13 protein-coding genes are annotated in these 15,183 nt (G+C 73.9%); 9 read left to right on the forward strand and 4 right to left on the reverse strand.

Translation table 11 applies throughout. The features are described from left to right. Positions 1 to 369 precede the first annotated feature (369 nt). Positions 370 to 1,809 (forward strand): glycoside hydrolase family 6 protein, encoded by a 1,440-nt coding sequence (locus LDL48_RS27780; protein ID WP_225258175.1) that lies wholly within the window; start codon positions 370 to 372, stop codon positions 1,807 to 1,809. On the opposite strand, the gene LDL48_RS27785 is transcribed toward LDL48_RS27780, so the two are convergent. From LDL48_RS27785 to LDL48_RS27795, 3 genes are read right to left on the reverse strand one after another with little or no spacing between them, the layout of a single operon-like run. Continuing rightward, a complete protein-coding gene (locus LDL48_RS27785) occupies positions 1,749 to 2,474 on the reverse strand; it encodes a hypothetical protein (protein ID WP_225258176.1) in 726 nt (241 codons plus the stop codon). The genes LDL48_RS27780 and LDL48_RS27785 overlap by 61 nt on opposite strands. Beyond that, positions 2,471 to 3,127 (reverse strand): response regulator, encoded by a 657-nt coding sequence (locus tag LDL48_RS27790; protein WP_255629171.1) that lies wholly within the window; start codon positions 3,125 to 3,127, stop codon positions 2,471 to 2,473. Before LDL48_RS27790 ends, LDL48_RS27785 begins: the two co-directional genes overlap by 4 nt. After that, on the reverse strand, positions 3,124 to 4,371 hold the full coding sequence (locus tag LDL48_RS27795; protein ID WP_225258177.1) for a sensor histidine kinase: 1,248 nt from the start codon (positions 4,369 to 4,371) through the stop codon (positions 3,124 to 3,126). Before LDL48_RS27795 ends, LDL48_RS27790 begins: the two co-directional genes overlap by 4 nt. Positions 4,372 to 4,449: 78 nt before the next feature. Between LDL48_RS27795 and LDL48_RS27800 the strand changes: the two genes are divergently transcribed. Then, positions 4,450 to 5,880, forward strand: a complete 1,431-nt coding sequence (locus LDL48_RS27800) for a serine hydrolase domain-containing protein (protein WP_225258178.1) — start codon at positions 4,450 to 4,452, stop codon at positions 5,878 to 5,880. Between the two features lie 13 nt (positions 5,881 to 5,893). On the opposite strand, the gene LDL48_RS27805 is transcribed toward LDL48_RS27800, so the two are convergent. Then, positions 5,894 to 7,510, reverse strand: a complete 1,617-nt coding sequence (locus LDL48_RS27805) for an FAD-binding oxidoreductase (RefSeq protein ID WP_225258179.1) — start codon at positions 7,508 to 7,510, stop codon at positions 5,894 to 5,896. Between the two features lie 173 nt (positions 7,511 to 7,683). Here LDL48_RS27805 and LDL48_RS27810 point away from each other — a divergent pair, with 173 nt between their 5' ends. The 7 genes from LDL48_RS27810 to LDL48_RS27840 all read left to right on the forward strand — a co-directional run bounded on the left by LDL48_RS27810 (position 7,684) and on the right by LDL48_RS27840 (position 15,179). Beyond that, positions 7,684 to 7,974, forward strand: a complete 291-nt coding sequence (locus tag LDL48_RS27810) for a hypothetical protein (protein WP_225258180.1) — start codon at positions 7,684 to 7,686, stop codon at positions 7,972 to 7,974. A 182-nt stretch (positions 7,975 to 8,156) separates the two neighbouring features. After that, a complete protein-coding gene (locus tag LDL48_RS27815) occupies positions 8,157 to 8,939 on the forward strand; it encodes a GntR family transcriptional regulator (protein WP_225258181.1) in 783 nt (260 codons plus the stop codon). A gap of 67 nt (positions 8,940 to 9,006) precedes the next feature. Next, positions 9,007 to 9,234, forward strand: a complete 228-nt coding sequence (locus tag LDL48_RS27820) for a 4Fe-4S dicluster domain-containing protein (protein WP_225258182.1) — start codon at positions 9,007 to 9,009, stop codon at positions 9,232 to 9,234. A gap of 8 nt (positions 9,235 to 9,242) precedes the next feature. Then, a complete protein-coding gene (locus tag LDL48_RS27825; protein WP_225258183.1) occupies positions 9,243 to 10,646 on the forward strand; it encodes an ABC transporter substrate-binding protein in 1,404 nt (467 codons plus the stop codon). Next, the gene (locus LDL48_RS27830) at positions 10,643 to 11,479 is read left to right on the forward strand and encodes an ABC transporter permease (RefSeq protein WP_225258184.1); all 837 of its coding nucleotides are present in this window, start codon (positions 10,643 to 10,645) and stop codon (positions 11,477 to 11,479) included. Before LDL48_RS27825 ends, LDL48_RS27830 begins: the two co-directional genes overlap by 4 nt. Then, a complete protein-coding gene (locus LDL48_RS27835; protein ID WP_225258185.1) occupies positions 11,476 to 12,273 on the forward strand; it encodes an ABC transporter ATP-binding protein in 798 nt (265 codons plus the stop codon). The genes LDL48_RS27830 and LDL48_RS27835 overlap by 4 nt, the downstream gene beginning before the upstream one ends. After that, complete coding sequence (locus LDL48_RS27840) at positions 12,267 to 15,179, forward strand: fumarate reductase/succinate dehydrogenase flavoprotein subunit (RefSeq protein WP_225258186.1); 2,913 nt, start codon at positions 12,267 to 12,269, stop codon at positions 15,177 to 15,179. The genes LDL48_RS27835 and LDL48_RS27840 overlap by 7 nt, the downstream gene beginning before the upstream one ends. Positions 15,180 to 15,183 lie beyond the last annotated feature (4 nt).

Below are 15,183 nucleotides of genomic sequence, written 5' to 3' on the forward strand. Positions count from 1 at the left end.
ACGTACCGCTCTGACGACATATGCGACCTAGTCAACACCGTCCGCCACCGCCACTGGAACCACCACGGGGTGTTGGTCCAGGAAAAAGGGCCGTTCGGCGTAGTAACGGCTGGTGACGGAAGGTGACGAGCCCGAGAAGTTCGCCGGCCGCTCCACCGCCATCCCATCGCATCCCCACCTCCACCCCTCCGGCCCACGTCGCGACGCGAGAGAACGCTGCCACTCCGGAGGGTTTTCCGGTGCCGAACAGTCCGATATACGGCACCGAGTTCCGCGGAATCACCATCTCATATCACGCCCCGTAATGGAGTGATTGCCGAACAACGACTTTTGAGACTAAGCTAAGCCATTGATGTCTATGGATGGGGGATGGTAATGCCACGTCTGTCGACCGCGCTGCTCGCGGCCGCCGTCATGGTCGCCGCCTCGGCGCCGGCACCCGCGAACGCACGGTCCGGCGGACAACCGTCACCCCGGGCGACCGAGCGGGCCGAGAATCCGTACGCCGGAGCGGCCGGCTACCGCAACGCCGACTGGGCGGCCCGGGTGATGGAGACCGCCGCCGGCACGGCCGACCCGGTCGCCGCGGCCCGGATGACCGCCGTGGCCGACCAGCCCACCGCGGTCTGGCTCCGGTCCATCTCCGAGGTCGGCGGGCTGCGCCGGCACCTCGACGCGGCGGTCGCCCAGCAGTCCCGCGAGGGCCGGCCGGTGGTGCTCACGCTGGTGCTGCACAACCTGCCCAACCGCGAGTGCGGCCGGCGCGCCGGCAGCGAGCTACGCATCACCGACGACGGCCTGGCCCGCTACCGCACCGAGTACGTCGACCCGATCGCCGCCACCCTCGCCGCCCCCGAGTACGCCGGCCTGCGGATCGCCGCGGTGGTGGAACCGGAATCCATCTCGCGGCTGATCCGGTTCACCGGCCCGTTCCCCGACGCGCACCAGGACTGCGAGGAGGCGGAGCGGACCGGCGCCTACGCGGACGGCATCGCGTACGCGCTCGAGCGGCTGCAGGCCGTCCGCACCGTGTACACCTACCTGGACATCGGCAGCGCCGCCACGCTGGGCTGGGAGGTGACCCAGATCGAGTTGCTGGATCGGCTGGTCGCGATCGCCGCGCGCACCCCGGCCGGGCTCGGCGGCGTCGACGGGTTCGCCAGCAACGTCGCCGACTACGTGCCGGACGACGAACCCTTCATCGACCTCACCGCGACGATCGCCGGCGCCTCGCTGCGGTGGACCCGGTTCTACGACTGGACCCTGTACGCCGACGAGACCGACTACACCACGGCGATCCGGGCCGCACTCGTCGCCCGCGGGTTCGACGAACGGGTCGGCATCCTGACGGACACCTCCCGCAACGGGTGGGGCGGACCGGCCCGGCCCACCGCGCCGAGCCGGTCGACCAGCGTCGACACGTACGCCAACGAGAGCCGGATGGACCGGCGCCTCACCCGCAGCTACCACTGGTGCAACCAGGCCGGCGCCGGCCTGGGCGCCCGGCCCGCCGCCGGCACCGTGCCGGGCCTGCACGCGTACGCGTGGATCAAGCCGCCCGGCGAGTCGGACGGCTGGGGCGAGGTGCCCGCGGGAGCGCCCCGCCCGGAGCACTACGAGCAGTACTGCGACCCGAACACCTCGGTGCCGTGCTGCCGCGGCTCGGCCTGGCGCAGCAACGCGCTGCCGGGCGCCCCGCCGGCCGGTGGCTGGCACCGCGAACAGTTCGTCCAGCTGGTGGCCAACGCCTACCCACCGGTGGCGTCTCCCCCGGCCGGCTCTCCGGGCGCCGGGAAACGGGGCCGGTAGCCGCGGCGGAACCGGCGGACCCGGCGGTAGAACAGCGTGCCCAGAGCCGTGGCGACGCCGAGCGCCACGGCCACCCCGATCCCCACCTGGATCGGGACCGCCGCGCCGAGCGCGTCCCCGACAATCGCGCCGAAGACGCCGCCGACCAGCGCCTCGATGGTGCCGACGACCACCGGTGAGCCGGCCAGCAGGTGACCGACACCGACCCGTCGCCGGAAGCTGTAGGTCTGCAGCATGCCCTCCTCGTCGTCGTGGTGCCCGGTGACGAGGAAACGCTCCAGGTCGGGCGCGAGTTCCAGATAGCCGCGCCGCACCCGGTTCATGCCGATCACCAGCCAGGCGTCCTCGATGTCCGCCTCCACCAGCCGGAGGAACGTCGCGAGGCCGACGAACAGCACGAGCGGCAGCACGATCAGCGCGACGATGCGGAAGCTGTCGTCGAAGCCGGAGGCCTGCACCACCAGGGACAGCGCGACCACGGTGGCGGAGAGGATGGTGAGGAACGTACCGGTCCGGCTGAAGATCTCCTGCCAGACGGCGCTCCGGGTGGTGAGCAGACTCCAGTGTTCCGCGGTCAGGATCTGCGCCCGTAGCAGGGCCGGGTCGTCACGGCCCTCCGGTGACGGCGGCCGGTGGCCGGGATGGTGCGTCACGATCTTCCTCACCTGGCATCGGTACGGGGGACGAGCAGCCGGCGATGGAACGCCTCGGTGACCGCGGCGGCCCGGTCGCCGACGCCCAGCTTGCCGTAGATGTTGAGCAGGTGGGACTTGACCGTCGCCTCGGTGATGAACAGCTGCGCCGCCGCCTCCCGGTTGGTGGCGCCGGCCGCCACCAACCGGAGCACGTCGAGTTCCCGCTCGCTGAGCGGCCCCGGGGCGGGCGAGCGCACCCGGCTCATCAGCAGCGCCGCCGCCGACGGCGCGAGCACCGCCTCGCCCCGGGCCGTGGCCCGGACCGCCCGCAGCAGTTCGTCCCGGGGTGCGTCCTTGAGCAGGTAACCGGTGGCGCCCGCCTCGATCGCGGGCAGGACGTGGCTGTCGGTGTCGTACGTGGTGAGCACCAGCACGTGCGCGCCGCCGCCGCGCGCGACCAGCTCCCGGATCGCGGAGACGCCGTCCCCGCCGGGCATGCGCAGATCCATCAGGATCACGTCCGGACGCAGCGTCCCGGCGAGCCGGACCGCCTCGTTCCCGCCGGTCGCCTCGCCCACTACGGCGAACTCCGGTTCGCGCGCGAACATGCTGCTCAACCCGTCCCGGACCACCGGGTGGTCGTCGACGACGAGCAACCGGATCACCGGGCCGGGGCGGTTCATCCGGAGGATCCGGCCCGGGCGGCGGGGACGCGGGCGGAGATGCCGGTGCCGGTGCCGGGTTCCGACTCGACCTGCAGTGTCCCGGCCAGGCCCTCGATCCGTTGCCGCATCGCGACCAGGCCGAACCCGGGGCCGGTGGCCCGGGGACCCAGCCGGGCCGGGTCGAAGCCGCCGCCGTCGTCCCGCACGTCCAGCGCCACCTCCTGGTCCAGGTAGGACAGGGTCACGCCGACCCGGGTCGCCCGGGCGTGCTTGGCCACGTTGGCCAGCGCCTCCTGGGCGGCCCGGAGCAGGGCCACCTCGGCCTCCGGCCGCAGGGGCCGCGCGGTGCCGGTGGTGGTGACCCGCACCGGGATCGCGTGCAGCGCCGACCAGCGGCCGGCCACGCCGGCCAGCGCCTCACCGAGCCGGGCCGTCCGCAGCGGCTCGGGACGCAGCGCGTGCACCGACCGCCGCGCCTCGGACAGGCTCTCCCGGGCCAGTCCGGTCGCCACGGCCACGTGCCGGCGCCACTCCGCCGGATCGTCGCCGGCGTGCTCGGCCGCACGGAGCTGGCTGATGATGCCGGTGAGTCCCTGCGCCAGGGTGTCGTGGATCTCCCGGGCCATCCGCTGCCGTTCGTCGTGCACGCCGGCCGCCCGGGCCTGCGCCACCAGCTGCTCCTGCAGGGCCGCGTTCTCCGCCGACGCCGCCCGCAGCCGGCGGTTCGCGTCGCGCGCCTCGTCCAGCGCCCGCATCCGCTCCTCGTTGCGCAGCTCGCCGCGCCGGGCGAACCAGGCGAAGCTGCACATCGGGATCACGTTCGCGGCCAGGACGGCGGCATAGGTCAGCAGCCCGACCGCCGTGCTCCGGTCCACGGCGTACGCCTGGGCGGTGCCCGCCACGATCGCCACCGCGGCGACCCCGGCCTGCCGCCCCGGCCAGGGCAGGACCCGGAACGCGAAGACGTAGGCGGCCGGCGAGAAGAACCCGAACCACGGGGCCCGCGCCACCAGGACGGCGAAGATCCCGAGCAGGACGGCGCAGAACACCGTCATCACCCGGGGACTGCTCCGCCAGCCGGGCCGTAGCGTGTAGACCCCGAGAATCCACGCCGCGGCCAGCGCGCACAGGACCAGCTCGGGCACCGGGGACTGGCCGAACGAACGCCGGACGGCCACCGTGACCACCGCCAGGACCGCCAGGAGGGTGTACGGCACGACGCCGGTCACCACCGACGACCGGCCCGCCCCGGCACCGTCCACCCGCGCTCCTCCCGTCCCGCTGTTCAGCGTAGGTGAATTCCCTCCGGATCGATGAACCCGTCTTGTTACCGTGCCGGAATGCCTGCTCCCCGCCTCCTCCTGCCGCGATCCACACCGGCCGCCTCGGGGCTGTCGTCGCGCGCGGTCGCCGCACTGCTGGACCGGCTCGAAGCGCAGTCCGTCGAGTGTCACTCCCTCATGGTCGTCCGCCACGGCCACGTCGTCGCCGAGGGCTGGTGGGCGCCCTATTCGGCCGACCGCCCGCACCTGCTGTACTCGGTGACCAAATCGTTCACCGCGATGGCCGTGGGACTGGCCGTCGCCGACGGGCTGCTCGCGCTGGACGACCGGGTGGTGGACGTGCTGCCCGACCACGTGCCGGCCGACATCGCAGAGCAGGGTCGCCGCCTCACCGTGCACCACCTGCTGTCCATGACGACCGGGCACCGCACCGACAGCCTCGACGAGGCCTGGCGACGGCAACCGGACGACCTGGTGAAGGGCTTCCTGCGGGTGCCGTTCCCGGAACCCGAGGGCACCTGGCACGCGTACGACAATCCGACCACCTTCGTCCTGGCCCGGATGGTGGAACGGGTCACCGGCCGGGGCCTGCCGGAGTTCCTTGACGACCGCCTCTTCACGCCGATGGGCGTCGACCACGCCGAATGGGACCGGGTGGGCAGTGGGGCCGCGTTCGGATTTCACGGACTCCACCTCACCACCGAGGCCGTCGCCGCCTTCGGCGAGCTGCTGCTGCGCGGCGGCCGGTGGGGCGACCGGCAACTCGTGCCGCGCGAATGGGTCGAACTCGCGACCACCCGGCAGATCGGGACCCAGCAGATCGAGGGCTGGTCGGAGAACCCCGATTCGCTGTGCGGGTACGGATACCAGTTCTGGATGTCCCGGCACGGTTACCGCGGTGACGGCGCCTACGGCCAGTTCTGTCTGGTCGTACCGTCGCACGATCTGGTGGTGGTGGTGACCAGCGCGGTGCCGCAGGGTGAGGCGGTGCTCGGCCCGGTGTGGGACTGTCTGCTGCCCGGCCTGGACCGGGCGGGAAGCGCGCGGGACGACGAGGCGCTCGCCGAGCGTCTGCGCCGGCTGTCGCTCGCGCCGGTGCCCGGTTCGGCCGCACCGGAGCGTTCCGCCCGGGCGAGCCTCGACGCCTCCGCCGAGGGTTCGGCCCTGCCCGGCGGCACCGCGGTGACCGTCGACCCGGCGGACGGTGGGTGGCTGGTGCGGCTCGGGCCGACGCCGGCCGTCGCGGTGGGCCACGGCGAGTGGCGGGAGAGCGCGCCGCTGGGCCGCCCGGTCGTGGCGACCGGCGCGTGGCAGGGCGGCACGTTCGTCGCCGACCTCTACCTCATCACCACCCCGCACCGGGTCCGGCTGCGGGTCGACGCCGGCGCGGGGACGGCGACGGCGACGTGGAACCTGGTGCCGATGACCGGACCCGACCTGACGTTGCACCTGAGGTCGCCGCTGATGACCCGGCCCGACGTCCGGTAGCGGGCCGGGCGGTTCAGGCCGGCGGCTCGACCGACAGCGCATGGCGGAAGACCCCGCGCGGGTCCCAGCGGGCCTTGACCCGCTGCAGGCGCGGGTAGTTGTCCTTGTAGTACAGCGTGTGCGCCGGCACCCCCGAGGTGTTCCACCTCGGATCGGCGAGGTCGGCGTCCGGGTAGTTGATGTACGAGCCGTCGTCGACGTCGCCGGGCACCGGGACGCCGCCGGTGTCGGCGTACACGTCGCGGTAGAACGCCCGGATCCAGGACAGCCGGGCGGCGTCGTCGGCCTCGTCCGCCCAGGTGGTCTGGTAGACCGCCTTCATCACCACGTCGCGCTGGGCGATCGCGGTGTCCCCCGGCGGCACCGCGCGCACCTGGCCGCCGTACCCGATCAGCAGCATGCCGGAGTCCGGGCCGCCGGTGTCGTTCGTCAGATGACGGTGCACCGCGGCGATCTGCCGGTCGGCCGGCGACCGGCGCAGATAGCCGGCCTTGATCTTGTAGCGGCGGGTCGCCGCGTCGCCGGACTCCCCCGTGCCCGGCCAGGTCATCCGGTGCAGCCACGGCATCGTCCGCCGGGCGGTGAAGATCGGTGCGACACCGGCACCGGCGGTGACCACGGACTCGAAGTCGGTGACCAGGCCGTCCGCGCCGGGGCGGTCGGCGTCGATCTGCGCGACCAGCGTGACGTATCCGGCGCTGCGGTGCGACAGCAGGAAGAGCCCGTAGAGGTCGGCGGCCGGGACGCCCGGGGCGCTGTGCTGCTCGTGCCAGCGGCCGAAGTTGCGCACCAGCGTGCCGAACGCCGGCTCGCCCGTGCCCTCCCAGGGCAGGGCCACCACGCTCTCCAGCATCCGCTGCGGTGACGCCGGCAGCAGCCGGGACGGGTCGCCGGTGGCGCCGGGGGTACGCAGCCAGTAGCGGGTGACCACGCCGAAGTTGCCGCCGCCACCGCCGGTGTGCGCCCACCACAGGTCGCGGTGCGGATCGTCCGGCTCCCGGGTGGCGACCACGGCCCGGGCGGTGCCGTCCCGGTCGACCACCACCACCTCCACGGCGTACAGATGGTCCACCACCGAGCCGTACCGGCGGGACAGCGGCCCGTACCCGCCGCCGGCGAAGTGCCCGCCGGCGCCCACGCCCGGACAGCCGCCCCCGGGGATCGTCACGCCCCAGCCCTGGAACAGCGTCCGGTACACCTGGCCGAGTGTGGCCCCCGGCTGCACCGCGAACGCCCGCATGCCGGCGTCGTAGCCGACCGCGTCCATCGGCGAGACGTCGAGCAGCGTCCGCACCGCCGGGTCGGCGGTGAAGTTCTCGAAGCAGTGGCCGCCGCTGCGCACCGCGACCCGCCGACCGGCCCGCACCGCGTCGGCCACCGCGCGTACCACCTGATCGGTCGAGGCGACCACCCGGATCTCGTCCGGCCGGCCGGCGAACCGGAAGTTGTTGCCGCGCAGCAGGCTCTCGTACCGCGGGTCGCCCGGCCGGATCCGCACCGGCCCGAACGCCGGCGGCCCGGCCCCGGCCGCGGGACCGGGCGTCCCCGCCGCCCAGCCGGCCCCCGCCACCGCGCCCGCGCCCGCGAGCAGCGCCCGACGACTCACCTGATTGCGCTCCACGTCACCCATCCCCGCACCGTGCCAGCGACGCGACCGGGCGGGCATCCGCCGTCCTTCCGGGCCGGCGGCTGAATCACGTCCCCACCGGACGGTGGACCCGGACCCACCGGCCGGCGGACACGAAGTCCGTCGATGGACTCCCCCGGCGTGGGAGCCTGGACACCCGACTGCAGGAGGGCACTGTGAACGTCGCCGACACGGTCACCATCCACGTCACGGTGTCCTATCCCGGCCCGGAGACGCCCGCCTTCCTCACCTGGTCCGGCCCGGTGCCGTGGCCGTCGCTGCCGCGCCCCGGCGACGCCTGGGTGTGCTGCCCGGACGTGGTCTACCGGACCCGGTTCGAGACGGTCTCGTTCCGCGGCCCGCAGGGCACCCGCGAGGCGGTCCTGATCAAGGCGACGGTGCCGTTCGCGCAGGCCGCGCATCTGATCGAGGTCCACGACTTCGCCGCCGCGGAGGACACCGAGTAGCACGTCCCGTTCCAGCATGCGGACGCCGGAGGTGGCGTAACGCCCGGCCCCGGCCGGGTTTCCGCAGATCCGGGGCCCTGCACACGCTCCGCGCGGGTGGCGGAGGCCGGCGCACCTTCCCCATCTCCTATGAGCTTTGTATGGTTCGCAGGAGCGGCTCGGCCGGGAAGGGAGGGACCAGGATGGCGCCACGCCCCGGCGACACCGGCAACCTGGACCGGGCCCGGCGCCGGCGCGCCGACCGGGCCCGGCAGGTCGCCGACGTGCTCCGCCATCAGGTGCTCGCCGGGTCCTTCCCGCAGCGGCAGCTGCCCCGCGAGGCCCAGCTCTGTGCGGACTTCGACGTCTCCCGCAACACCGTGCGCGAGGCGATGGCGCTGCTCGCGGACGAGGGACTGGTGGAACGCTCCCCCGGAATCGGCACCACCGTGGTCAGCGCGAAATACGCGCACGGCCTGCACCGGCTGATGGGACTCGGCGAGACGCTGCACACCCAGGGCGAGATCACCAACGACGTACGGACCGCCGCGCTCACCCGTCCACCCGCCCCGGTGGCGCAACGGCTCGGCGTACCCGGCGATGAACCCGTGGTCTACCTGGAACGGCTGCGGCGCCTGGACGGCGTACCGCTCTCGCTGGACCTCACCTACCTGCCCCGCGACATCGGTGAGCCCCTGCTCGCCGAGGACCTCGCCGGTCAGGACATCTTCGTGCTGATCGAACGGGTCGCCGGCCGGCCGCTCGGCACCGCGGACATCTCCTTCGAGGCGGTCAACGCGGACCCGCACTCGGCCGCCCTGCTCGACGCGCCACCCCGGGCCGCCCTGCTCATGGTGGAGCGGCTCACCCATCTCGCCGACGGCCGCCCGGTCGACCTGGAGTGGATCCGCTTCCGGGGCGACCGGCTGACCATGCACGGCCGGCTGCAACGCGGCGCACCGCTGCCCCGCGTCATCGGCTACTAGCACCCGTTCCTGCGGCGCCGTCCCAGCGGCGCCGGTCCCACCCTGCCCTTTTCCGACAGGAGACACCATGGCCCTGGTTCACCAGCGGGTCGACGTCCCGGTGACGATCGACGAGAGCCTCTGCATCGACGGCTGCACGCTGTGCGTCGACATGTGCCCGCTCGACTCGCTCGCGATCGACCCGGAGACGAGCAAGGCGTACATGCACGTCGACGAGTGCTGGTACTGCGGCCCCTGCGCGGCCCGCTGCCCGACCGGCGCCGTCACCGTCAACATGCCGTTCCTGATCAGGTGAGGTCCGTCATGCGAACACGCCGCACCGTACCCCTCGTCGTTCTGGTCACCGCCCTGAGCGGCTGCACCGTGGCCGGTCAGGCCGCCGAGGCGGGCGCCGAGCCGGTCGTCGTCGGGTATCAGTCGAAGACCATCAACACGGTGACCGCCGGCACGCTGCTGCGCGCGCAGGGCTTCTTCGAGAAGCGCCTCGCCGAACTGGGCAAGAGCACCGGCAAGAAGTACGCCGTCAAGTGGCAGGACTACGACACCGGCGCGCCGATCACCGCGCAGATGATGGCCGGCAAGATCGACATCGGGTCGATGGGCGACTACCCGCTGCTGATCAACGCGGCCCGCGGCCAGCAGTCGCCGGACACCCGGACCAAGCTGGTGGCGGTCACCGGGTACAACCTGCGCGGGGCGCTGAACACGGTGGTCGTGGCGCCGGACTCGGCCGTCCGTACCCTCGGGGACCTGAAGGGAAAGGTGGTCTCCGCGAGTTCCGGCTCGGCCGGTCACGGGCTGCTCGTCCAGGCGCTGCGCAAGAGCGGGCTGGACCCGGAGCGCGACGTCAAGGTGGAGAACCAGCAACCGCCGGTCGGCGCGTCCGCCCTGCAGTCCGGCAACGTCGCCGCGCTGTCGCAGTTCGTCGCCTGGCCGGGGCTGCTGGTGCACCAGGGCAACGCCAAGGTGCTCTACGACGGCGGCGAACTCGGCGTGCCCACCCTGCACGGCACCGTGGTCCGGGAGAAGTACGCCACCGCCAACCGCGACGTGGTGAAGGCGTTCCTGCAGGCCCAGATCGACGCCAACCGGCTGCTCTGGGAGCAGCCGCGGGAGGCGGCCGAGATTGTGGCCCGGGAGACCGGGCTTCCGCCCGAGGTGGTCTACCTCTACAACGGCGCCAACGGCATCGCCACGTTCGACCCCACGCTCAAGCCGCAGCTGCGCTCCGCGCTGGAGAAGGACGTGCCGTTCCTCAAGTCGATCGGCGTGCTTCAGCAGGTCGACCTCGCCGCCTTCGTCGACGACAGCTACCTGCGCGAGGTCTACGGCAACGGGTACGCCACCGACCTGGCCGCCACCACCAACAAGGCCGCGCTGACCGGCGCCGACGCGGTCTGCCGGAAGCCGGTCACCGACCCGGCGCTGGCCGGCGAACTGTGGCTCGCCGACGGCACCCGCCCCGCCGCCGACCCGCTCTGCCTGCTGCGTGCGGTGAAGGCCGCGCAGGCCGCCGGCCAGCAGATCCGCGCCGCGTACGTGCCGGACGCCGGCACCGGCACCCGCTGGTTCGCGGAGAAGAGCGTGTGGGTACGCGACGGCGCCGCGTTCCGGCCGTTCCTCAGCACCGCCGCCGCCCAGCGCTACCTCGCCGCGCACCCGGGTGCCACCGTGGTCCCGTACGCCGAGGCGGTGAACGCCGCGTGAGCACCGTATCCGTCGCGGCGCCCGCCGCGGTGCCTCTTCCCGGGCGGCGCCCGCACGCGCTGCGCTGGGCGGTACGCATCGGGTCGCTGGCCGGCGCGCTGCTGCTCTGGCAGTGGCTCACCGCCGCCGACGTCACGCTGTGGGTCCGGTTCGACCGGCTGCCCACCCCGGTGGCGGTCGCCGGGGAACTCGCCCGCGCCGTCCGCGATCCGGTGTACTACCAGGACATCGCGCAGAGCCTGGTCCGCATCCTGACCGGCTTCACACTGGCCGCCGTGGCCGGGGTGGCCGCCGGCATCGCGGTGGCCCGGTCCTGGCTGCTGTCCGACGTGCTGCAGCCGCTCTTCGAGGTGATGCGCCCGATCCCGGCGATCGCGCTGGTGCCGGTGGCCATCCTGCTCTTCCCGCGCAACGAGGAGGGCATCGTGTTCATCACGTTCACCGCCGCCTTCTTCCCGATCCTGGTGAGTACCCGGCACGCGGTCCGGGCGCTGCCGACGGTGTGGGAGGACGCGGTCCGCACCATGGGCGGGGGCCGATGGCGGGTGCTGTCCAGCGTGGTCCTGCCGGGTGCGCTGCCCGGCGTGTTCGGCGGGCTGTCGGTGGGGATGGGCGTTTCCTGGATCTGCGTTATCTCCGCCGAGATGATCTCGGGTGACTTCGGGGTCGGCTACCGCACCTGGCACGCGTACACCATTGTGGACTATCCCGCCGTGCTGGTCGGGATGGTGACCATCGGCGTGCTCGGCTGGGGCACCGCGGCCGCCGTGGAACTGCTCGGCCGGCGCGTGACGCACTGGCTGCCGGCCCGCCGGACCGGAGGCCACCGATGACACTCACCGACGTCTCCGCGGCACCGGCCGCCCGGCGGAACGGCCTGCACCTGTCCCTGGACCGGGTCAGCCTCGCCTATCCCGACGGCGCACCGGTGATCCGCGACCTGACGCTGGACGCCGCTCCGGGCGAGATCCTGGTGGTGGTCGGCCCGTCCGGGTGCGGCAAGTCCACGCTGCTGCGGGCGCTCGCCGGGCTGCTGCCGGTCGCCGCGGGCCGGATCGCGGCGGATCGGGCCCCGATCACCGGGCCGTCGCCGGACCGTGCCCTGGTCTTCCAGGACGACGCCCTGCTGCCGTGGCGTACCGCCCGGCGCAACGTCGAGCTGCCGCTGTCCATCCGGCGGGTGGCCCGCGCGGACCGCCGGTCCCGGGCCGACTCGTGGCTGGCCCGGGTCGGGCTCGCCGGGCAGGAGCACCGGCTGCCGGCGTACCTGTCCGGCGGGATGCGGCAGCGGGTACAACTGGCCCGGACGCTGGCCGGCGGTCCCCGGGCGATCCTGATGGACGAGCCGTTCGGCGCGCTGGACGCACAGACCCGGGCGGCGATGCAGCGCCTCCTCGTCGAGGTCCTGCGCGGCACCCCGGCCACCGTGGTGTTCGTGACCCACGACGTCGACGAGGCGCTGTTCATCGGCGACCGGATCGCCGTGCTGGGTGCGGACGGCGCGCACACCGTGGTGGACGTACCGCAGCCGCGCGACCCCGCCACCCGCGGCACCCCGGTGGTCCGGGCCGCCCGCGGCACGATCCTCGCCGCTCTCGGCGCCGACGACAGGAGTGGCCCGTGCTGACCCCCGAACCCACCGACCGGCGCGAGCTGAGCTGCGACGTTCTCGTCGTGGGCGGCGGCACCGCCGGCACCATGGCCGCACTGTCGGCCGCCGAGCACGGCGCCCGGGTGCTGCTGCTGGAGAAGGCCCACGTGCGGCACTCCGGCGCCCTGGCGATGGGCATGGACGGCGTCAACAACGCGGTGATCCCGGGCAAGGCCACGCCCGAGGACTACGTCCGGGAGATCACCCGCGCCAACGACGGCATCGTCAACCAGCGCACCGTCTACCAGACCGCGACCCGCGGCTTCGACATGGTGCAGCGCCTGGAACGCTACGGCGTCAAGTTCGAGAAGGACGAGTACGGCGAGTACGCGGTGCGCCAGGTGCACCGCTCCGGGCGGTACGTGCTGCCGATGCCGGAGGGCCGGGACGTCAAGAAGGTGCTGTACCGGGTGCTGCGCCGCCGGGAGATGCGGGAGAAGATCCAGATCGAGAACCGGGTGATGCCGGTCCGCGTCCTCACCTCCGACGGCCGGGCGGTGGGCGTGGCCGGGTTCGACACCCGCAGCGGCGAGTTCGTCACCGTGTCCGCGGGTGCGGTGATCCTGGCCACCGGGGCGTGCGGGCGGCTGGGCCTGCCGGCCAGCGGCTACCTCTACGGCACCTACGAGAACCCGACCAACGCCGGCGACGGGTACGCGATGGCGTACCACGCCGGCGCGGAACTGTCCGGCATCGAGTGCTTCCAGATCAACCCGCTGATCAAGGACTACAACGGGCCGGCGTGCGCGTACGTGGCCAACCCGTTCGGCGGCTACCAGGTCAACAACCGCGGCGAACGCTTCGTCGACTGCGACTACTGGTCCGGCCAGATGATGGCGGAGGTGGCCCGGGAACTGGAGTCCGACCGGGGCCCGATCTATCTGAAGCTGTCCCACCTGCCCGAGGAGACCATCGGTCAGCTGGAGGGCATCCTGCACAGCACGGAACGCCCCACCCGCGGCACGTTCCACGCCGGGCGGGGGCACGACTACCGCACGCACGACGTGGAGATGCACATCTCCGAGATCGGCCTCTGCGGCGGCCATTCCGCGTCCGGGGTGTGGGTGGACGAGCACGGCGCCACCACCGTTCCGGGCCTGTACGCGGCCGGCGACCTGGCCTGCGTACCGCACAACTACATGATCGGCGCGTTCGTGTTCGGCGACCTGGCCGGCACCCACGCCGCCGGGCACCCGGCCGCGCCGGGGCCGCTTCCGGAGGACCAGATCGCCGCCGCCCACGAGCTGATCTACCGGCCGCTGCGGCATCCGGACGGCCCGCCGCAGCCGCAGGTCGAGTACAAGCTGCGCCGGTTCGTCAACGACTACGTGGCACCGCCGAAGTCCGCGGCGAGCCTGGAGATCGCGGTGGAGACGTTCCAGCGGATGGCCGGTGAGATCGCGGCGATGGGTGCGCGTACCCCGCACGAGTTGATGCGCTGCGCCGAGGTGACGTTCATCCGGGACTGCGCCGAGATGGCGGCGCGGGCGTCGCTGGTGCGCACGGAGAGCCGCTGGGGGCTGTACCACGACCGGACCGACCATCCCGAGCGCGACGACGACGCCTGGCTGTACCACCTCAACCTGCGGCGACGCGGCGACGGAGAGATGGAGTTCGTCAAGCGCCCGGTGGCCGGCTACCTGGTCGAGGTGGACGACTTCCACCCGGCGGCCGGGCCGGCCGAGACCGTGGTCGCCGAGCCGCGCCGGTTCGGGGTGGCCGCCACCGGCCCGGCCGAACGGCGTGACGTGGCCCGGGCGGGCGGGCCGGCGACCGGCCGGATCGTCGCCGTGCTGGCGCTGGCCGAGCAGGAGGGCACGCTGGCCGCGTTCGCGCCGTACCTCGGCGACCCGGACCCGGACGTGCGCCGCACCGCCGTGGCCACGTTGACCGAGGCGGCGCCGACCGGCGTGGCCGACGCGCTGGTGGACGCGCTCGCCGACGCCGACCCGGGGGTACGCGCGGCGGCGGTGACCGGGCTGCGCGAACTGGCCGACGTGCTGCCCGCGGGCGCCGCGCTGGCGGGACGGCTGGAGCAGGCCGCGGCCAACCCGGATCCGGCGGTCCGGGAGGTGGCGGTGGAACTGCAGCGGATCACCGGCGCCGGTGGCACCGCCCACTTCCGCGCCGCGATCGCCGACCCCGACGTGGCGGTGCGCCTGATGGCGGTGCGCGGGCTGGTACGGGTCGACGACGTGGCCGGGCTGGCATCCGCGGCGGCCGACCGGTCCCGCGAGGTCCGGGTCGCGGTCGCCCACGGCGTCGGCACCGTCGGTGCGGCCGGCGGCCGGGTCGACGGCGCCGCCTCCGGCCCGGACGGCACTGCCCGCGGCCCGGACGGCACTGCCCGCGGCCTGGACGGCACTGCCCGCGGCGCGGACCGCACTGCCCGCGGCCTGGACGGCACTGCCCGCGGCGCGGACCGCACTGCCCGCGGCCTGGACGGCACTGCCCGCGGTGCGGACGGCGGTGCGGACGGCGGTGCGGGCGGGGCGGCGGTCCTGGTTCTGCTGGCCGGCGACCGTGACCCGCTGGTCCGGGCCGCGGCGCTGCAGGCGGCCGGGCAGATCGGCTGTCCGCCCGCGCTGGCCGGTCCGGCGATCGACGCGCTCGCCGATCCGGCCTGGCAGGTGCGCGAGGGCGCCGCGAAGGCCCTGGGCGGCGCCGCCCCGGAGATCGCCGTGCGGCCGCTCGCCGCCGCCACCCGGGACCGGAATCTGGACGTCCGGCGGGCCGCGGTGCGGGCGCTGTCCGGCTGGGCCGACCGCGCCGAGGTACGGGCGGCCCTGGCCGCGACCGCGGCGGATCCGGACGCCGACGTCCGCGCGTACGCCCGGCGGGCACTCGCCGGCCACGCCGCGGCGCAGCCCGTCCCCGGCTGACCGG

Source organism: Jidongwangia harbinensis, from assembly GCF_020216025.1.
Lineage (GTDB): Bacteria > Actinomycetota > Actinomycetes > Mycobacteriales > Micromonosporaceae > Actinoplanes > Actinoplanes harbinensis.